This window comes from Bradyrhizobium sp. USDA 223, assembly GCF_044909005.1.
Lineage (GTDB): Bacteria > Pseudomonadota > Alphaproteobacteria > Rhizobiales > Xanthobacteraceae > Bradyrhizobium > Bradyrhizobium yuanmingense.
In genome coordinates this window covers 1,172,904-1,192,102 of the sequence record NZ_JBIYDR010000001.1, presented here as the reverse complement: position 1 = coordinate 1,192,102, position 19,199 = coordinate 1,172,904, and the positions used below count along the sequence as shown (strand labels likewise).

18 protein-coding genes are annotated in these 19,199 nt (G+C 64.2%); 11 read left to right on the top strand and 7 right to left on the bottom strand.

Features of this window, described 5'->3' with window-relative positions; all coding sequences use genetic code 11:
• Positions 1 to 143 precede the first annotated feature (143 nt).
• Positions 144 to 1,322 (bottom strand): ABC transporter substrate-binding protein, encoded by a 1,179-nt coding sequence (locus ABIA40_RS05145; RefSeq protein WP_404539589.1) that lies wholly within the window; start codon positions 1,320 to 1,322, stop codon positions 144 to 146.
• Positions 1,323 to 1,897: 575 nt separating this feature from the next.
• Here ABIA40_RS05145 and ABIA40_RS05140 point away from each other — a divergent pair.
• Positions 1,898 to 2,179 carry a hypothetical protein gene (locus ABIA40_RS05140; RefSeq protein WP_271537376.1) on the top strand — a complete coding sequence of 94 codons (282 nt, stop codon included), beginning with the start codon at positions 1,898 to 1,900 and terminating at the stop codon, positions 2,177 to 2,179.
• A gap of 76 nt (positions 2,180 to 2,255) precedes the next feature.
• Here the strand turns inward: ABIA40_RS05140 and purU are convergent, their stop codons facing one another.
• Positions 2,256 to 3,119, bottom strand: coding sequence for a formyltetrahydrofolate deformylase (gene purU, locus ABIA40_RS05135; protein ID WP_404539586.1), 864 nt, complete (start codon positions 3,117 to 3,119; stop codon positions 2,256 to 2,258).
• Between the two features lie 141 nt (positions 3,120 to 3,260).
• Between purU and ABIA40_RS05130 the strand changes: the two genes are divergently transcribed.
• On the top strand, positions 3,261 to 4,103 hold the full coding sequence (locus tag ABIA40_RS05130) for a uroporphyrinogen-III synthase (protein ID WP_036043312.1): 843 nt from the start codon (positions 3,261 to 3,263) through the stop codon (positions 4,101 to 4,103).
• Between the two features lie 124 nt (positions 4,104 to 4,227).
• Positions 4,228 to 5,490, top strand: coding sequence for an MFS transporter (locus tag ABIA40_RS05125; RefSeq protein ID WP_338122748.1), 1,263 nt, complete (start codon positions 4,228 to 4,230; stop codon positions 5,488 to 5,490).
• Positions 5,491 to 5,509: 19 nt separating this feature from the next.
• Here the strand turns inward: ABIA40_RS05125 and ABIA40_RS05120 are convergent, their stop codons facing one another.
• The 4 genes from ABIA40_RS05120 to ABIA40_RS05105 all read right to left on the bottom strand — a co-directional run bounded on the left by ABIA40_RS05120 (position 5,510) and on the right by ABIA40_RS05105 (position 7,612).
• A complete protein-coding gene (locus tag ABIA40_RS05120; RefSeq protein ID WP_404539582.1) occupies positions 5,510 to 5,911 on the bottom strand; it encodes a DoxX family protein in 402 nt (133 codons plus the stop codon).
• A gap of 10 nt (positions 5,912 to 5,921) precedes the next feature.
• Positions 5,922 to 6,140, bottom strand: coding sequence for a DUF4287 domain-containing protein (locus ABIA40_RS05115; protein ID WP_036015710.1), 219 nt, complete (start codon positions 6,138 to 6,140; stop codon positions 5,922 to 5,924).
• 61 nt (positions 6,141 to 6,201) lie between these two features.
• Positions 6,202 to 6,909, bottom strand: coding sequence for a helix-turn-helix domain-containing protein (locus tag ABIA40_RS05110; RefSeq protein ID WP_193760749.1), 708 nt, complete (start codon positions 6,907 to 6,909; stop codon positions 6,202 to 6,204).
• Positions 6,910 to 6,931: 22 nt separating this feature from the next.
• Positions 6,932 to 7,612 carry a Crp/Fnr family transcriptional regulator gene (locus tag ABIA40_RS05105; RefSeq protein WP_036015705.1) on the bottom strand — a complete coding sequence of 227 codons (681 nt, stop codon included), beginning with the start codon at positions 7,610 to 7,612 and terminating at the stop codon, positions 6,932 to 6,934.
• 334 nt (positions 7,613 to 7,946) lie between these two features.
• Here ABIA40_RS05105 and ABIA40_RS05100 point away from each other — a divergent pair, with 334 nt between their 5' ends.
• The 6 genes from ABIA40_RS05100 (at position 7,947) to ABIA40_RS05075 (ending at position 15,111) form a co-directional block, all read left to right on the top strand.
• Positions 7,947 to 8,768, top strand: a complete 822-nt coding sequence (locus ABIA40_RS05100) for an ABC transporter ATP-binding protein (RefSeq protein WP_128266395.1) — start codon at positions 7,947 to 7,949, stop codon at positions 8,766 to 8,768.
• The gene (locus tag ABIA40_RS05095) at positions 8,765 to 10,696 is read left to right on the top strand and encodes a long-chain fatty acid--CoA ligase (RefSeq protein ID WP_404539577.1); all 1,932 of its coding nucleotides are present in this window, start codon (positions 8,765 to 8,767) and stop codon (positions 10,694 to 10,696) included. Before ABIA40_RS05100 ends, ABIA40_RS05095 begins: the two co-directional genes overlap by 4 nt.
• A 118-nt stretch (positions 10,697 to 10,814) precedes the next feature.
• Positions 10,815 to 11,708 carry a branched-chain amino acid ABC transporter permease gene (locus ABIA40_RS05090; RefSeq protein WP_036029874.1) on the top strand — a complete coding sequence of 298 codons (894 nt, stop codon included), beginning with the start codon at positions 10,815 to 10,817 and terminating at the stop codon, positions 11,706 to 11,708.
• Between the two features lie 3 nt (positions 11,709 to 11,711).
• Positions 11,712 to 12,785 (top strand): branched-chain amino acid ABC transporter permease, encoded by a 1,074-nt coding sequence (locus tag ABIA40_RS05085; protein ID WP_157285543.1) that lies wholly within the window; start codon positions 11,712 to 11,714, stop codon positions 12,783 to 12,785.
• 42 nt (positions 12,786 to 12,827) lie between these two features.
• Positions 12,828 to 14,111: an ABC transporter substrate-binding protein gene (locus tag ABIA40_RS05080; protein WP_036015698.1), complete on the top strand. Its 1,284-nt coding sequence runs from the start codon at positions 12,828 to 12,830 to the stop codon at positions 14,109 to 14,111.
• A gap of 160 nt (positions 14,112 to 14,271) precedes the next feature.
• Positions 14,272 to 15,111, top strand: a complete 840-nt coding sequence (locus tag ABIA40_RS05075) for an ABC transporter ATP-binding protein (RefSeq protein ID WP_404539572.1) — start codon at positions 14,272 to 14,274, stop codon at positions 15,109 to 15,111.
• Between the two features lie 12 nt (positions 15,112 to 15,123).
• Here ABIA40_RS05075 and ABIA40_RS05070 read toward each other — a convergent pair whose 3' ends face one another.
• The gene (locus ABIA40_RS05070; protein WP_157285545.1) at positions 15,124 to 16,275 is read right to left on the bottom strand and encodes an AGE family epimerase/isomerase; all 1,152 of its coding nucleotides are present in this window, start codon (positions 16,273 to 16,275) and stop codon (positions 15,124 to 15,126) included.
• A gap of 86 nt (positions 16,276 to 16,361) precedes the next feature.
• Here ABIA40_RS05070 and ABIA40_RS05065 point away from each other — a divergent pair, with 86 nt between their 5' ends.
• The gene (locus tag ABIA40_RS05065; RefSeq protein WP_404539569.1) at positions 16,362 to 17,585 is read left to right on the top strand and encodes a phenylacetate--CoA ligase family protein; all 1,224 of its coding nucleotides are present in this window, start codon (positions 16,362 to 16,364) and stop codon (positions 17,583 to 17,585) included.
• A gap of 229 nt (positions 17,586 to 17,814) precedes the next feature.
• Complete coding sequence (locus tag ABIA40_RS05060) at positions 17,815 to 19,191, top strand: CBS domain-containing protein (RefSeq protein WP_404539566.1); 1,377 nt, start codon at positions 17,815 to 17,817, stop codon at positions 19,189 to 19,191.
• Positions 19,192 to 19,199 lie beyond the last annotated feature (8 nt).

Below are 19,199 nucleotides of genomic sequence, written 5' to 3'. Positions count from 1 at the left end.
CGCTTGCGGGAGAGGGTTGGGGAGAGGGTCTTTCCACTTGGAGGACTCCCGACGAGGAGAGAACCCTCACCCGGCGCTCCGCGCTCACCTCTCCCGCAAGCGGGAGAGGTGAGGAGAGCCCCGGGATGACGCGCTTTCGCGCGTCACTTCTTGGTCTTGCCGAGATCTTTGACAGCCTCGAAGGTCGCGAACTCGACGTTGTAGAGTTCGCCATCCACTTTCTCGACCTTGCGGATGTAGATGTTCTGCACGATGTCGCGGGTCTCGGGGTCGATCGAGATCGGACCGCGCGGGCTCTCCCACTTCTGGCCCTTCATGGCCTCGATCAGCTTGTCGCCGTTGGTGTCGCCACCTGTCTTCTTCAGCGCCTCGTAGATCAGGTGGATGCCGTCATAGCCGCCCACGGCCATGAAGCCCGGACGGTTGCCGAAGGCCTTCTTGTAGGCCGCGACGAAGTCCTTGTTCATCTGCGAGGGGTGCGCCGCGGAATAGAGATGCGCAGTGACCGTGCCGAGCACGGCGTCGCCCATGTTGTTGAGCAAATCGTCGTCGGTGACGTCGCCCGGCCCGATCACCTTGATGCCGGCCTTGTCGAGGCCACGCTCGGCATATTGCTTCATGAAGTTGCCGCCCTGGCCCGCCGGCACGAACACGAAGATCGCGTCCGGCTTTGCGTCCTTCATGCGCTGCAGGAACGGAGCGAAGTCGGGGTTCTGCAGCGGCACCTTGACTTCTTCGACCACCTCACCGCCCCCGGCCGTGAAATGCCGCTTGAAGAAGTTGAGCGCGTCATTGCCCGGCGCGTAGTCCGAGGTGAGCGTCGCGACCTTCTTGATGCCGTTCTTCACCGCCCAATCGCCGATGATGGTCGAGGACTGCGCCAGCGTGAAGCTGGTGCGCACGATATAGGGGGAACGTTCGGTGATAATGGAGGTGCCGGCCGCCATCACGACTTCAGGAATCTTGGCCTGGGTGGCCAGCGGCGCGGCGGCGAGCGCGGCCGGCGTCACGCCGAAGCCGGCGATGAAGTTGACCTTGTCGTTGACGATCAGCTCCTGCGCGGCAGTCTTGGTCTTATCCGGGATCGCCGCGTCGTCCTTGACGATGATTTCGATCTTCTTGCCGGCGACGGTGTCGCCCTTCTGCTGCATGTAGAGCTTGATCGCGTTCTCGATCTGCTTGCCGGTCGAGGCCTGGCCGCCGGTCATCGGCAGGATCAGCCCGATCTTGACCGTGTCTTGCGCCTTGGCAGGCGCGACGGCCGCGAGGCCCGCGATCGCAACGACCGCTGCGGTGCGTAAAAAAATCCTGCGTTCGAACATCAGATGTCCCTCCCCTTCATTCCCTCACCTCTTGTGCGCCGGACCGAGTACCCGGTCCTTGCCGCGCTTCACTCACGGACAAGCCATGCCGTGCGGCCACATGGCGTCCTCTGCAACCCCGTTGTCAATCGAACGTTGGGCGACCATTCGGCGCAAGCCGCGCAATCTGCCTCAACAACGGCGGAGAGCTATTTGTACGATTGTACAAATGAAATGGTCCTGTCAACGAAAAAGCCCTGTGACACTGGGCCGGAGGGCGATGGCTTTGCCAGCCTACGAGGGCCGCACCACACCGGGGATGGAGGATTCAGTCTCTCATTTGCAGAATCCGGACATCTCAAGTGCGTCCTGGCATTCCCCGTCCTACGATCCGTCCAATGACAAATACCCAGTGTATACCGTATCAGCTGCCGCGACCTCATCAAGTGCAAAATATGCCTATTATAATACCTTCTCTGTATACAGCTTTACCTCCCTCGAATAGGCCAATTTTACGTATTGAGAGATATGGTTGCCGCTGACGCCTATGGCGCTCCACCATCCGCGCCCCGTCGGGGGCACGACCAGAGATATTCATGCGTTCTCTCTCGCTTTCGATCGCCGCCGCACTCGCCCTGCTCAATCTCGCAGGCTGCGGGACGGTCAACGAGAAGCTCTCCGCCGGGATGGGCGACTACGTCCCGCAATGGGCCGGCGGCCTGCCCGCCGATGCGCCGCCGCGGCCCGGCACCCCGCAATACGATGCCTACATGAAGGAGCGCGAGCGCAAGCGGCTGATGCCGGCGGCCGATCGCGAGAAGGAAGAACAGGCCCAGAAGGGCGCGACGGGGACAACGTCGTCTGGCGCGGGGCGCTGAGGAAGCGAATGGCGAATAGGGAGTAGCGAATAGGGCGCTCTCCCGCTTCCACTCACTATTCGCCACTCCCCATTCGCTAATCCACAAACACCACGGTCTTGCGGCCGTTGAGGATGACGCGGTCGTCGAGATGGTAGCGGATGGCCCGGGCCAGCACGCGGCGCTCAATGTCACGGCCTTTGCGGACCAGATCTTCCGGCGTGTCACGATGGCTGATGCGTTCGACGTCCTGGTCGATGATCGGGCCCTCGTCGAGATCGCGCGTGACGTAATGCGCGGTGGCGCCGATCAGCTTGACGCCGCGCTCATGGGCTTGGTGATAGGGCTTGGCGCCCTTGAAACCCGGCAGGAACGAGTGGTGGATGTTGATGCAGCGCCCCGACAGCTTTGCCGAGAGATCGTCGGACAGGATCTGCATATAGCGGGCGAGCACCACCAGATCGGTCTTCGTCTTGCCGACGAGGTCCACGATCTGTGTCTCCTGCTCGCGCTTGGTCTCCTTGGTGACGGGCAAATGGTGGAAGGGGATGCCGCCGAAATCGAGCCCGGCATAGACCTCGCGTGGGTGGTTGGAGACGATCGCGGTCGGAATCATCGGCAATTCGCCGGTTCGCCAGCGATAGAGGATGTCGACCAGGCAGTGATCGGACTTCGACACCAGCAGCATCACCTTGCGATGCGCAGCGCGGTCGCGCATCTGCCATTCCATGCCGAAACGCTCGGCGATCGCGGCGAAGCCGGTCTGCAGTGCCGCCAGTTCCACGGCAAGATCGGCCGCTGTGAACACCACCCGCATGAAGAACTTCTTGGTCTCGACGTCGTCGAACTGCTGGGCGTCGAGGATGTTCTGTCCGTTATGAGCAAGAAACGTCGACACCGCCGAGACGATGCCTGGGCGATCCGGACAGGACAGGGTCAGGACATATTGATGGTCGGGCAAGGCTCGGCTCTTGATGAAGGTTTGTGCAGCGGAACGATCCAGCGGATTGCGCCCTGCTCTAGCACCGACCCGCCCTTGCGCCAATCCCAGCCGCGGAGTCAGGATGAACGGACAATTGCGAATTCTCAACGGAGCACAGCCATGGCCGACCGCTTGAACGGCTACCGCATCCTGATCCTGGAAACGCGTGAGGAGGCGCAGTTTTCCAAGCTTCTGGCCGAGCAAGGCGCCGAGGTCGTGCAATGCCCGATGTTCACCATCCATGATGCGCCGGATCCGGCTCCAGTCGAGGCCTGGATCCGCCGCGCCATCGACAAGCCCTTCGACGATCTCGTGCTGATGACCGGCGAAGGCCTGCGCCGCATCATGAAGCTCGCCCGTGCCCGCGGGCTCGACGCCGCCCTTGTCGCGGTGCTCGCCAAAGCGCAAAAATTCACCCGCGGCCCGAAGCCGGGCAAGGCACTGCGCGAGATCGGCCTCGAGGCGCAGCAGACCACGGAGAAGCCGACCACCGAAGGCGTGATCGAGATGCTGGCCAGACTCGACCTGAAGGGGCGGCGCCTCGGTCTCCAGCTCTATCCCGACAAGGATCACAGCGCGCTGACCGGCGCGCTGGCTGCGCAAGGCGCCGACGTCGATACGGTGCTGCCCTACGTCTACGATTCCAAGGCTGCCGATGCCAACATCGTCGCCGCCATTGACGACATGGCAGAGGGACGCATCGACTCGATCGCCCTGACCAATCTCGGCCAGGTCCGCCGGCTGATCGAGGTTGCCAAGGCGCGTGGCAGCGAGACGAAGCTGCGTGCAGGTCTCGAACGCACGCTGATCGCGTCGGTCGGCCCGGCCGTTTCCGGCGAGCTCGCAGCGCATGGCTTGCGCACGGACGTCTCACCCGCCGACGAAGCCTACTTCATGCGTCCTCTGATCTCGGCCATGGCAAGTGCGTTGGCCGACAGGAAAGCGGCCAGCGCAGCGAGGTAAGAGCCGAGCGCGGGGGCGGCCTGCGGCGGCTGCAATTGACACCGGCATCGCCAGCGTTAGGTTGCGCCACAGCAAGAAGAAACAACAAGGTTAAGGAAATCGCCGTGACACGCGTCATCGCGTTGTGAGCGCCACTGCACGACCTTCGGCGCTCGCGCCATTCCGCATCCGCAACTACCGCTTCCAGTGGCCGTCCGATCTGCTCACCTCCTGGGCCTTCGAGGTCGAGACGCTGGTGCTCGGCTGGTACGTCATCGTCGAGACCGGCTCGGTGCTGCTGCTCACGCTGCTGGCTTCACTCCAGTTCGTCGGAACATTGGTCGCGCCCGTGTTCGGCATGATCGGCGACCGAATCGGCCATCGCGATCTCCTGGTCGTCATGCGCCTTGCCTATACGGCGCTGTCGTCGACCATCATGGTCCTGGCGCTGAGCGGTCATCTGTCTCCGCTGAGCGTCATGATCATCGTCACGATCATGGGCTTGATCCGCCCCTCCGATCTCGGCGTTCGCGGCGCGCTGCTCGCCGATATCATGCCGGCCGAGCAGCTAGTGGGCGCCATCAGCGTTGCGCGCACGACCCAGGACAGCGCGCGCATTGCCGGAGCGTTGACAGGGGCCGGGCTGTTCGCCGTGCTCGGTATCGGCCTCGTTTATATGGCGATCGCCTGCCTTTACTTCACGGCAGCGCTTCTCATGCTCTGCCTGACTCGGCCGAAAAGGACCGTCATCACGAGCGATCTTCCCGCAAGCAGCCACACCGTTTCGCGGCTGCTTGGCGACCTCAAAGAGGGGATCGTTTATGCCTGGAACGGGCCGGCAATGCGCGCGGCGCTGTGCGTCGCTTTTCTGGCGAATCTCACCGCATTTCCTTTCACGGGCGGATTGTTGCCCTACATCGCGCGGGAGATCTTTCACACCGACCAGACCGGCCTCGGATATCTCTCGGCGAGCTTCGCCGTCGGCTCGCTGATCGGCTCCATCACGCTCAGCCTGGTCGGTGGCGTACGCATTGCCCGGCTTCTGATCGGCGCAACGCTGGCCTGGTACGCCATGCTGCTGGTGTTCGTCGAGGTCAGGACGATGCCGGTGGCGATGGCCTGCCTCGTCCTCGCCGGTATCGCCCAGAGCATGTCGATGATCTCGGCTGCCGTCATCCTGATGCGTACCGCGAGCGCACATCTGCGCGGCCGTGTCATGGGCGTGCGCATGATGGTGATCTATGGCTTGCCGATCGGACTGCTCGCGGCCGGCAGCCTGATCGACGTCATCGGCTATTCCGCGACGGGCGCGCTCTATGCCGGCGCAGGATTCGTCGCGATGCTGGCAATCGCGATCCGCTGGCGCGCCGATCTGTGGCCGGCGCACGCGCCGGCCAATGCGCGATGACGGCGTCCCCGCAACGACGTCAGACCTCCGCCGGCGGCGATCTCAGTGGAAGCAACGCCGCCACCCGCGAATCGCGCAAATAGAGACCGCCCCAGGCAAGACCAGCAAGATAGACGCCGAACAGCATATGGCTGAAGAGCGGGTTGCCGACCCGCAAGTGAACAGCCACCGTGCCGCCCATATAGGCGGTCAGCAGGATCGCACCGAGCACGGCCGTTCGCGGGAGGGCGTAGATCGCGGTGCAGGCCAGCGCCACCACGCCCAGCGCGCGCGCCAGATCGGCCGACGGGGGATAGCCGAGCTCGGCGGTCGCGTTGATCACGACGTCCAGCGGGACGAGCTTCATCCCGGCATCAAACAACATGAAGGCAATCACGAGCCCGCTCATGACGGAGCCGGCCACATGTCTCGACGTGGACATCGTCATCACCCTACGACGCCTTCCCCTTGAGAAGCGCGACGATGGCCATCGCATGGCCATGGCCAAGGCCGAACTCGTCCTTGAGCGCGGCCACGATGGCACCCGCTTTCACGCCGGCCGCCAATCCCGCCCCGGTCGAAAAACCCCGGTCCTTGCCCCATTTGCGAAATTGGTCCGGGCTCTTGCCGGTCTTGGCCTGGATATTGTCGAGATAGGCCTTGAAACTCACCGCAGCGCTCCTCCGATGTTCGCTCCACCAGCGCGGCCGGAGCGATCCAGGCATATTGCGGTCAGGACGCGGTCGTCTTGTATGAAAACGACAATTGCGGCCGCTCGCGCGAGAGGCGCGCAGGCGTCATGCCGATCAGTTGCCTGACCGAGCGGGTGAGGTGGGCCTGATCGAAATAGCCGGCACCCGATGTCGCGTCGAGAGCGGAGCTGCCGCTCACCAGCAAGGCCGCGGCGCGACGCGCCCGCTGGATCTGCTGATGGCTGCTGAACGTCATGCCCGTAACGCGGCGAAAGTGGCGCTGAACCGAACGCCGGCTCATCCAGTCGACGTCGCCGTCGATCGCCGCATCGGTCGCGTGGCTGCGTGCGATGACACCCGCGCGCGCCATGCGAGCGACGAGACTTTCCGCATCGTCGTAGCCTGGAATGTCCCAGCTTTGACCCGAAAACAGAAAACGGCTGTTGGGCAGCACCGGCAACTGCATGTTTTGATGGTCGATCAGTGCGCTCGTCGGTATCTGCGGCAGGTAGGTTCCCAGCCGAAACCGGATCGCGAGCCATTCGCCGTTCGCGGGACACTCGACGAGTGTCCCGCGGGTGACCGGCCCTCGGAGCGTCACCGCCAGAAGCTCCGGGAGCCTGGTGACCACAAGCTCGATATTTCCCTCGGCCATCGACAGGAACGAGCCGCCACGCCGGCTCCGGCTGCGCCATACCCGCTCGACGTAAGGCGAGTCCGACGCGCGATGGTCGAACTCTATGAGCACGGAAGCACCGGGAATGCGCAGATCATCGTTCCTCCCCGTAGCTCCCGAGCCGCGCGATATCAAGGATCGTGACCCCGCCATATTCCAGCCGCAGCAGCCCCTCCTTCTCCAGCCGGTTCAGCGCGCGGTTGGCGTTCTGGCGGGACATGCCGGAGAGCGCTCCGATCTCCTCCTGGGTGATCTCCAGATGCGCGGTCGATTCCGGATAGAGAATCGGGTTGAACAGCGAGGCGATGCTGCGGGCGAGGCGCGCGGTGGCATCGAGCGTGCGGTTGACCTCGAGCATGCCGATGAACTGGCCGAGCCGCTCGTTGAGCTGGCGCACCAGGAAGCGGTTGAAGCCGACGCTGTTCTCGAACAGCCACATGAAGGCGCTGCGTTCCATCAGCGCGATGCGGCTGTCGCGCAGCGCGACCACGTCGTAGCGGCGCGGCTCGTTCTTGAGCACGCTGCCCTCGCCGAACCAGGCCCCTGCCGTCAGCCCGGCAAGGCTGGTCTCCTTGCCGTCGCGCGAGACCCCGCCCATGCGGGCAAGGCCGCCCACCATGCCGGCCCAATAGGCAAAGATATCACCGCGCATGAACACGCTCTCGCCGGTGCCGTAGGACCGTTCCGTGATTCCGGCGCGCGCAACCTCGATCTCGGCTGGTGTGAGCTCACGCGACCAGGCGGCAATGCGCTTCAGATGATCCTCTGAAATCATGATCTCGAAGCCAGCCGCACCGTTCTGTCACCCCTTGCTCCTGTTGCACTGCAACAGAATCGCTTCGGCCATCCATCCGACGAAAGATGAAGACCCGCTCGGCCCGACAAACTTTGTCGCAGAATTGTCAGGCCGGAGACATTTCAAAATAGCGCTTTCCCCTATTGAGGACCACCTCGGGCGATGCGGCTTTTGATCCCTCACGGGAACGAAGGTGGCGCCGGTCCGGTCGAGACCAATAGCTGCATGGTCTGGCCGGCACGACCGTACTAGGATCGCCTGACAGGAACGGAAGAGCGCCAATCAAGCGCCATCACCGGGAGGGATTCGTTTGGTGGCTACCAGTCTCGAAGTGCGCGGCGTGTCCTTACGATTCGGCGGCGTCCGTGCGCTGACCGACGTCAGCTTCGCTATCAGGGATGGCGAGCTGTTCTCGATCATCGGCCCCAACGGCGCCGGCAAGACCTCGATCGTGAACTGTATTTCCGGCCGCTACAAGCCGACCGAAGGCCAGCTGTTCTATCAGGACCGCGACATCACCGGCTTGACGCCGAATGCCCGCGCCTCACTCGGCATCGGCCGCACCTTCCAGAATCTCGCGCTATTCCACCACATGAGCGTGCTCGACAACATCATGGTCGGCCGCCATCACCTGCTGAGGAACAATTTCCTCACAGGCTCGCTGTACTGGCTCACCGGCGCGCGCAAGGAGGAGCTCGAGCACCGTCGCAAGGTGGAAGAGATCATCGACTTCCTCGATCTGCAGTCGGTGCGGAAGGCCACCGCCGGCACCCTCTCCTACGGCCTGCGCAAGCGCGTGGAGCTCGCCCGCGCCATGGCGCTGGAGCCGCGCCTGATCCTCCTCGACGAGCCCATGGCCGGCATGAATTTCGAGGAGAAGGAGGACATGGCCCGCTACATCGTCGATCTCAACGAGGAGTTCGGGATGACGGTGGTGATGATCGAGCACGACATGGGCGTGGTGATGGATATCTCCCACCGCGTCATGGTGCTGGATTTCGGCAAGAAGATCGCCGAGGGCGATCCGGCGACCGTGCTCGCCGATCCGCACGTCAGGCGTGCCTATCTCGGCGAAGAGGACGAGGTGCTGGTCGATCCCGATGATGCCTCTCCGGCGCAGGAGAGCGCGGCATGATGGATTATGCGGGCCGCGTCGCGCAGGCCGACACCTATCCGAAGATGCTCCGGCTCAATGCCAGGGAGCACGGCAACGAGATCGCAATGCGCGAGAAGGATCTCGGGCTCTGGCGCATCTTCACCTGGAACGACTATCAGTCGCGCGTGCGCGATTTCGCGCTCGGCCTCATCGAGCTCGGCCTGGGCCGCGGTGACGTCATCGGCATCATCGGCGACAACCGGCCCGACTGGGTCGCGGCAGAAGTTGCGACACATGCCATTGGCGGCCTCAGCCTCGGGCTCTATCGCGACGTGCTGGACGAGGAAGCTTCTTATCTCCTCAACTATGGCGAGGCGCAGCTGGTCTTCGCCGAGGACGAGGAGCAGGTCGACAAGCTGCTCATCCTTGCCGAGCGCGTGCCGAAGCTGAAGCACATCATCTATTCCGATCCGCGCGGGATGCGGAAATACGACGACCCGCGCCTGATGCCGGCGGAGAAATTCGCCGAGCTCGGCCGCGCCCGCGCTGCACGCGAGCCGGAGCTCTACGACAGACTGGTCGATGCCACGAGGGGCGAGGACGTCGCGATCCTGTGCACCACGTCCGGCACCACCTCGCATCCGAAGCTCGCGATGCTGGCCGCCGGCCGCGTACTCGGCCATTGCGCCACCTATCTCGCCTTCGACCCCAAGGGTCCCGACGATGAATACGTCTCGGTGCTGCCGCTGCCCTGGATCATGGAACAGGTCTACGTGCTCGGCAAAGGTCTGCTCTGCCGGATGAAGATCAACTTCGTCGAAGAGCCGGACACGATGATGAACGATCTGCGCGAGATCGCACCGACCTTCGTGCTGTTCGCGCCCCGCGTCTGGGAATCGATTGCCGCCGACGTCCGTGCCAAGGTGATGGACGCAACGCCCTTCAAGCAGCGCCTGTTCGACATCGGCATGAAGTCGGGCCTTGCCGCGCTCGAACAGGGCAAGCGCTCGGGCTTTGCCGACGCGCTCCTGTTCCGCGCGCTGCGCGACCGCCTCGGCTTCACCCGGTTGCGCTCGGCCGCGACCGGCGGCGCGGCGCTCGGGCCTGACACCTTCAAGTTCTTCCAGGCCATGGGCGTGCCGCTGCGCACGCTCTACGGTCAGACCGAGCTGCTCGGGGCCTACACGCTGCATCCCGAGGGCAAGGTCGATCCTGATACCACCGGCGTACCGATGGCCGACAATGTCGAGATCCGTATCGACAATGCCGACGTCCACGGCGTCGGCGAGATCGTCGTGCGGCACCCCAACATGTTCCTCGGCTACTACAAGAACCCCGAGGCCAGCGTCGCCGACATCAAGGACGGCTGGATGTGCTCGGGCGACGCCGGCTATTTCAACGCCAACAACCAGCTCGTCGTCATCGACCGCATCAAGGATCTCGCCGAAACCTCGCGCGGCGAGCGCTTCTCGCCGCAGTTCATCGAGAACAAGCTGAAATTCTCGCCCTATATCGCCGAAGCCGTGGTGCTTGGGGCCGGCCGCGACGCGCTCGCGGCAATGATCTGCATCCGCTACTCCATCATCTCGAAATGGGCGGAAAAGAACCGGCTCTCCTTCACGACCTACAGCGACCTCGCCTCACGGCCGGAGGTCTACGCCCTGCTGCAGAAGGAGGTCGAGACCGTCAACGGCACGCTGCCGCCGGCCCAGCGCATCTCGCGCTTCCTGCTGCTCTACAAGGAGCTCGACGCCGACGACGGCGAGCTCACCCGGACGCGAAAGGTGCGCCGCGGCGTCATCAACGAGAAATACGCCGGCATCATCGATGCCATCTACCGCGGCGATTCCGACATCCCCGTCGACACCGTGATCCGCTTCCAGGACGGCACCACGCAGCGGGTGCGAACGACGCTGCGGGTGGTGGACCTCGGCGGGCACGGGCACATGGCGGAGGCTGCGGAGTGATACAGATCCTCGTTATGCGCGGGCTTGACCCGCGCATCCATCCTCTTCCGAACAGCCTTCCTTCCGCATCGATGGACTGCCGGGTCAGGCCCGGCAATGACGGGCCGAGTCACCCAACATGAACACCGCCTTCCTCATCCAGCTCCTGGTCAACGGCCTCGTGGTCGGCACGCTCTATGGCGTGGTCGCGATGTCGTTCGTGCTGATCTACAAGGCGACGCAAGTCGTCAACTTCGCGCAAGGTGAATTGCTGCTGGTCGGCGCCTGGGTGTGCTGGGCCTTGCTTGCGAAATACCAGGTGCCGTTCTGGATCGGCATGCCGATCACGCTGGTGTTCATGTTCGTGTTCGGCATCGCGGTGCAGGTGCTGATCCTGCGGCCGATGATCGGCGAGCCCATCATCTCGGTGATCATGGTGACGATCGGCCTCTCCACCGTGCTGCAGGCGACGCTGAAATGGATGTTCGGCGTCAATCCGCAGCCGTTTCCGCGCGTGTTCGAGAGCCAGTCGGTCGACCTGTTCGGACTGCAGATCCAGACCGTCTACGTCATGAGCCTCGTGGTGTCGGTTGCGATGATGATCGGCATGGCCTGGTTCTTCCGCGCCTCGAAATACGGCCTTGCGATGCGCGCCACCGCGTTCAACCAGCAGGTCGCGCAGTCGCTCGGCATTTCCGTCAAGAGCGTGTTCGCGATGGCCTGGGCGATCTCGGCGACGGTGTCGGCGGTCGCGGGCGTCGTCGTCGCCGTGGTCAATGGCGTGTCCTCGGGCCTTGCTGCCTACGGCATCAAGGTGTTTCCGGCGGCGATCCTCGGCGGGCTGGATTCGGTTGGCGGCGCCGTGCTTGGCGGCATCATCATCGGGCTTTTGGAGAACGTCGCCCAATATGTCGACAGCGAGTATCTGCACTGGGGCAATCTCTACGAGATTGCGCCGTTCTACGTCCTCATCATCGTGCTGATGATCAAGCCCTACGGCCTGTTCGGCACCCACGACATCGAGCGGATCTGACCCATGGCCGGCCCTGCCCTCATCCCCGCTGGTGATTTCCGCACCACTTACGCCGCGGACACCACGATCTTTCCGACCACCACCAGCCGCAACTTCGCAATTCTGGGCGTCGCACTGCTCTGCCTCGCGCCGCAATTCTTCAGCGGCTACTGGCTCAGCATCTTGATCCAGATAGGCATCTTCTCGATCGCGGCGCTCGGCCTCAACATCCTGGTCGGCTTCACCGGCCAGATCTCGATCGGACACGCGGCCTTCTTCCTGCTCGGCGCCTTCACCTCGGCCTACATCTCGAACAACGCGCCGATCCCGGTGTTCTTTGCGATCCCGCTCGCGGGGCTCGTCACCGCGCTGGTCGGACTGGTCTTCGGCATCCCCGCGGCGCGGCTGAAAGGACTCTACCTCGTCATCGCGACGCTCGCCGCACAATACATCCTGCTCGACTTCTTCTCGCGCGCCGAGTGGTTCTCAGGCGGATCGGTGCCGGCAAGCGCCGAGCCGTTCTCGATCTTCGGCTACACGCTGCGGGGCGACCGGCAATATTTCTATGTCGTGCTGGCCTACGTGCTCTTGAGCTACATCCTCGTCACCAACCTGATGCGCACGCGCGATGGCCGCGCGCTGGTGGCGATCCGCGACCATTATCTCTCCGCCGAGATCATGGGCATCAACCTCACCAGGTACCGCACGCTGTCGTTCGGTCTCGCCGCCTTCTTCGCCGGCATCGCGGGCGCGCTCTACGCGCACTATCAGCTCGTGGTCTCCCAGGAAGGCTTCGGCATCGAGCGCTCAATACTGTTCCTGGCCATGATCATCATCGGCGGCACCGGCTCGATCATGGGCACGCTGATGGGCACCGCCTTCGTGGTGCTGCTGCCCGAGGCGATGGAGTTCATCAGCCATCATTTGAAGGGCGGCGCGATCGACAAGGCGCTCTCGCTTAACACCAACATCACCTTTCTGCGCGAGATCGCGATCGGGGTGATCATCATCGCATTCCTGATGTTCGAGCCCGATGGGCTCGCGCATCGCTGGCGACAGATCAAGGCGTATTGGAAACTCTACCCGTTCTCGCATTGAGCACGGCTACTTCACTTAAACGATAACAGGAGGAACCAACCCATGAAGACCAAATCGCTTTTAAGCACCGCGTCGCTCGCGTTTGCGATCGCTGGTTTTGCGGCCAGTGCGCAGGCCCAGATCGCCGTCGGCCATCTCGCCGACTACTCCGGTGCGACGTCGGACGTTGGCACGCCCTACGGCCAGGCCGTCGCCGACACCTTTGCCTGGATCAACAAGAACGGCGGTATCGGCGGCAAGCAGGTCAACCTCGATACCAACGACTACGGCTATCAGGTGCCGCGCGCGATCGCGCTCTACAAGAAGTGGTCGGCGCCGGATGGCAAGGTTGCAACGATCATGGGCTGGGGTACCGCCGATACCGAAGCGCTGACCGGCTTTGTCGCGCAGGACAAGATTCCCTATATCTCCGCCTCCTACGCGGCGGCGCTGACCGATCCGGAAGGCGTGAGCGGCAAGGCCAAACCCGCGCCCTACAACTTCTTCTACGGTCCGAGCTATTCGGACGCGATGCGGGCATTGGTGACCTGGGCAGCGGAAGACTGGAAGGCCAAGGGCAAGAGCGGTAAGCCGAAATTCGTCCATATGGGCGGCAATCATCCGTACCCGAACGCGCCGAAGGCCGCCGGCGAGGCGATCGCCAATGAGCTCGGCTTCGAAGTGCTGCCGCCGATCGTGTTCGCGCTGACGCCCGGCGATTACTCCGCGCAATGCCTCAGCCTGAAGAGCTCCGGCGCCAACTACGCCTATCTCGGCAACACCGCAGCCTCGAACATCTCCGTGCTCAAGGCCTGCAAGACCGCCGGCGTGGACGTGCAGTTCCTCGGCAATGTCTGGGGCATGGACGAGAACGCCGCCAAGACCGCGGCTGACGCCGCCGACGGCGTCGTCTTCCCGCTACGCACGGCCGTAACCTGGGGCGGCAACGCGCCAGGCATGAAGACGGTGATGGAAATCTCGAAAATATCGGATGCAAGCGGCAAGGCCTATCGCCCGGTGCACTATATCGCAGGCGTCTGTAGCGCTCTCTACGCCAGGGAAGCGCTCGACTGGGCCGCCAAGAACGGAGGTGCCACCGGTGAGAACGTCGCCAAGGGCTTCTACCAGAAGAAGGACTGGGTGCCGGCCGGCATGGACGGCGTCTGCAATCCCTCGACCTGGACCAACAAGGACCATCGCGGCACCCTCAAGGTCGATCTCTATCGCACCAAGGTCTCCGGTTCGACCAATGCCGACCTGAACGACCTGATGGCCAACGGCACGATCAAGCTCGAGAAGGTCAAGACCGTCGAGCTGCCGCGCAAGCCGGAATGGCTGGGGTGGTGAGCCCGGCTTTCACCACGCGAACACTGTCATCCCTCGCGTTGTGCGCAATTGCGCACCCGGGCGGGGGATCCAGTACGCTGCGGCTTCTCGATGAATCTCAGGCGCCTCTGGAATACTGGGTCGCCCGGTCAAGCCGGGCGACGACAGCGGAGTTTGAAGCATGACCGACACCCTCGAAGCATCCCGCGCCAAGCCAACCGCCGTGGCGTCCGCTCCCCTCCTCGCCGTGCGCAACATCGAGGTCGTCTATGACGATGTGATCCTGGTGCTGCGCGGCCTCAGCCTCGACGTGCCCAAGGGCGGGATCGTGGCGCTGCTCGGGGCCAACGGCGCCGGCAAGTCCACGACGCTCAAGGCGATCTCGGGGCTGCTCAAGACCGAGGACGGCGAGGTGACGCGCGGCGAGATCCTGTTCGAGGGCGAGCGGATCAACGGCATCGATCCCGACAAGATCGTCCGCCGCGGCATCTTCCAGGTGATGGAGGGCCGGCGCATCGTCGCCGACATGACCTCGCTCGAGAATCTCAAGCTCGGCGCCTTCACGCGCCGGGACCGCGAGGTCGATGCCGATCTCGACATGGTCTTCAGCTATTTCCCGCGCTTGAAGGAGCGCACCGGCCTTGCCGGTTATCTCTCCGGTGGTGAGCAGCAAATGCTCGCAATCGGCCGCGCGCTGATGGCGCGCCCGAAGATGATCCTGATGGACGAGCCTTCGATGGGCCTGTCGCCGCTGCTGGTGAAAGAGGTGTTCTCGATCATCCAGAAGATCAACCGCGATCTCGGCGTCACCATCCTGCTGGTCGAGCAGAATGCACGCGCGGCGCTCTCCGTGGCGAGCCACGGCTACATCATGGAACAGGGCAAGGTCGTGCTCGATGGCAGCGCCGACGCATTGCGCGACAATGAGGACGTCAAGGAATTCTACCTCGGCGGCGCCGGCGACCAGCGCAAGAGCTTCAAGAACCTCAAGAGCTTCAAGCGGCGCAAGCGCTGGCTATGATCCACAAGGAGCCTAGCCGAGCACCTGCTCGGCTTCCGTGACCGCGCAGAGAACATGATAGAACGACGACGCAGGAATGATGTCGATCAGCGATCTGCCGTCGCGATCGAACTGGTCGTACCAGCCGCCCTTGACGGGATGGCTGAGATAATGCCGTTCGAGCCGCACCAACGCCGCGCGCGCCTCGTCCGCCGCACCCGCCTCGCCAGATTCGGCCTGCGCGATCCACGCCTTCGCGATCTCGGTTTGCGGCCACAGCCGGCGCGTGCTGCGGCGGATGTTGCCGCTTGCATCGCCCTCGTCGACGAGGCAGCCCGTTGCCTCGTCACGATAGCGCAGCGAGGTCTCCAGCAATTCCGCACGCCGCTGGCCGGTCGGGCATCCCGTGATGCGTTCAAAATTCTTCAGCAGCCAGACCCATTCCGCCTGGTGGCCCGGCTCGACGCTGACCGGCTCGATCTTCGACCAGTCCTCCTCGAAATACTCGGACAATACGTGCTTCTGCTTGTCGTAGAGGTTGGCGAGGAACAGTGCGAAGAATTCTCCGGCACGGTTCTGGAACGACAGATCATGCGTCGCCTCGAAGCACGCGATCATCGCCTCGAACAGATGCATATGCGGGTTCTGCCGGCGCGGCAGCGAGACCGGAAGGCCTTCGTGAACGCCGCCATGCGGCGAGCGCAGGTGGCCGTCGAGGAAGGCGAGCAGCGCATCGATCTCGGCGCGGACCTGCGCATCCTGGTCGAGCGCATAGACGCTGGCGAGCGCAAACAGGATGAAGGCGTGGTCATAGGCATCGCGCCGGGCATCCAGCACCGATCCGTCCGGCGTCAGCCGGTGCACATAGCCGGGCCGGCCATCGGGCGCTTTCGCTTTGGCCAGCAGGTGCTCCAGCCCCTTCAGCGCAATCGCGCGCCCCTCGGGATACCAGCCCATCTGTGCCGCCTTGGCGTAGCACCAGATCTGGCGGGCCTGCACGAACACGCGCCGGGGCGCGGCCGCATCCGCCGCACCGTCGCGGTGCAGCCTGTCGATGAAGCCGCCCGCGGCGTGATCCCAGCCGACCGTCGACCACAGCGGCAGCGCCGCGTCGATCATACGGCGCTTCAGGCGCGCAACGACGTTCGACGCCTCGTCGGCCGCGATGATTCCTTCGTCCGCCATCGGATCCCTTTCAAGCCTCGCCAATGGCGGTCTGATAGCCATGCCGGTGGCGGCGCGCAACGGATGCCAACACGGAAAGAACAGCCATGACCGCCCATTACGACGCCCGCGAGACGCGTGAGCAGGCCGCGCGCGAGGCCGACCTGTTCGCCCGCCTCCCGGAGGTGCTGCGAGCCGCGATGGCCGCCCCGGCCTATGCCGAGCGGCTCAAAGGCTTAGATCCCGCCGCCGTGACCTCCAGGGCGGCTCTGGCGGATTTGCCGGTGTTGCGCAAGTCGGAACTGCCCGCCCTGCACAAGGCCTCCGCACCCTTCGGAGGCTTCGTGGCGGCGGCGCCTGGCTCGTTCGCCCGTCTCTTCACCTCCCCCGGTCCGATCTTCGAGCCGGAAGGGCGACAAGCCGATCCCTGGCGCGGCGCAAGGGCGCTGTTCGCAGCCGGGTTCCGCCCCGACGACATCGTCCTCAATACCTTCAGCTACCATCTCACCCCCGGGGGATTCATCTTCGATGCGTCGGCGCGGGCGCTAGGGTGCGCGGTGATCCCCGCCGGCCCCGGCAACACAGAGCAGCAGTTCGAGCTGATCGAGGCCTACCGGCCGGTCGGCTACAGCGGCACGCCGGACTTCTTGAAGATCCTGCTCGATGCCGCGGCAAGCTCGGGGCGTGACGTTTCCTCGATCAAGCGCGCGCTGGTCTCGGGCGCTGCGTTCCCGCCCTCGCTGCAGGCCGAGATCAAGGGGCGCGGCATCGATGCCTACCAGGCCTTCGGTACCGCCGATCTCGGCCTCATCGCCTTCGAGACCGAGGCACGCGAAGGCATGGTCGTGAACGAGGATCTGATCCTGGAGATCGTCAAGCCCGGCACGGGCGATCCGGTCGCACCAGGTGACGTCGGCGAGATTGTCGTGACTTCGCTCGACCCGCACCATCCCTGGATCCGGCTCGCGCTCGGCGACCTCACCGCAGCCTTGCCCGGCACGAGCCCGTGCGGGCGCACCAACATGCGCATCAAAGGCTGGATGGGCCGCGCCGACCAGACCACCAAGATCAAGGGCATGTTCGTCCGTCCCGAGCAGATCGCCGAGATCGGCAAGCGCCACGCGGGGCTCGGAAGACTTCGCCTCGTCGTCACGCGCCAAGGCGAGACCGACGCCATGACGTTGAGAGCGGAAGCCACGACTGCTGGCGACTCGCTCCGCGACGACATCGCGGCCAGCTTGCGCGCGATAACGAAGCTCGGAGGAGCCGTCGAGCTGGTCGGTCCCGGCACGCTGCCGAATGACGGTAAGGTCATCGTGGACGAGCGCTAACCTCAGCTCGATTTCGACAGCAGGTCATTGCCGGGGCTGAGCACATCCCTCCGCGAATGCGGGAGCGCGGAACGAGCTCGCGGCGCGACGAAGATGACGAGCGTAGAGCCCGACCTTCGGGCCATGGCTGCGATGCCGCCGGGCGCAGGAACCTTGCATCGTCCGGGCTGCTCCCGTATTACCAGACGCTGCGATATGGCCGGAATCGGCCCTTTCTGGACCCCAAAACGTGCTTGACCGAACCCTCGTCACGATCGCCGAGACGGAGACCATTGAGGAAGCCTTCCGGCGCCTGAACGCGAACATGCTCGGCATCCTGTTCGCGCAGGACGCGAGCGGGCGAATCGTCGGCGCCGTGACGGACGGCGACATCCGCAGGCGCATGCTGACGGGTATCACGATCCAGGACCAGGTTGGGTCCTGCATCAACCGCAAATTCGTCTGGGCACCGACCGGCGGGCCACGCGAGCAGATCCTCAAGCTGCTCGACCAGCGCGTCCACGTGGTGCCGATCCTGGATGGCGAGGGACGGCTGGTCGACGTGTTCAGCCGCGAACTGTTCAACCTGTCGGAAGAGAGCGAGGTGTTCGCGCGCGCCCGCTCGCCGGTGCGGATCAGCTTCTCCGGCGGCGGCACCGATCTGACGCATTACTTCGTGGCGAATGACGGCGGCGCGGTCATCAGCGCCACGATCAAGATGTACGCTCACGCGACGTTGCGGCGCCGGAGCGATCCCAGCATCCGGATCTACTCGCACGACTTCCGCCGCACGGTCGAGGCCGGTAACCTCGCAGAGCTCGGAACGGGCGGAGATCTCGCACTGATCAAGTCGGTCGTGCGCCTGATCAAGCCGACTTACGGCTTCGAGCTCGAAGTGTCCGCCGACTTCCCGGTCGGTTCCGGCCTCGGCGGCTCCGCGGTGGTCTCGTCGGCGATCATCGGCTGCTTCAACGAATTTCGCAGCGACCAGTGGGACCGCCACGAGATCGCGGAGATGGCGTTCCAGGCCGAGCGGTTGATGCTCAACATCCCCGGCGGCTGGCAGGATCAGTACGCCACCGTGTTCGGCGGATTCAATCACATGGAATTCTTCTCCGACCAGAACACCATCGTGCCGCTCCGCCTCGATCCTAACATCATCGCCGAGCTCGAGGAGAGCCTGGTGCTCTGCTATGTCGGCGCGGGGCGCGATTCCGGCGCCATTCACCGCGACCAGAAGGCTCAGCACGAGACCAGCGACGCGGTGGCCGCAGCTGCCAAGCAGAAGGAAGTGACGCGCGACATAAGACGGCATCTGCTGCGCGGCCAACTGCTGGAATGCGGCCGGCTGATCGACGAGGCCTGGCACGCCAAGCGGAAGCTGAGCTCCAAGATCTCGTCGGACGCGATCGACGCGATCTATGATTTTGCCAAGCAGCATGGCGCGGTCGGCGGCAAGTTGCTCGGCGCCGGCGGCGGCGGTTACTTCATGTTCTTCGTCCGCCCGTTCGAACGCTACCAGCTGATCGCGGCGCTGGAACAGCAGGGGCACAACTGTTCGCGCATCATGTTCGAGGAGAACGGGCTGCGGACGTGGAAATCGCGTGTTCCCGCCCAGCCAGCCTGACGCATATG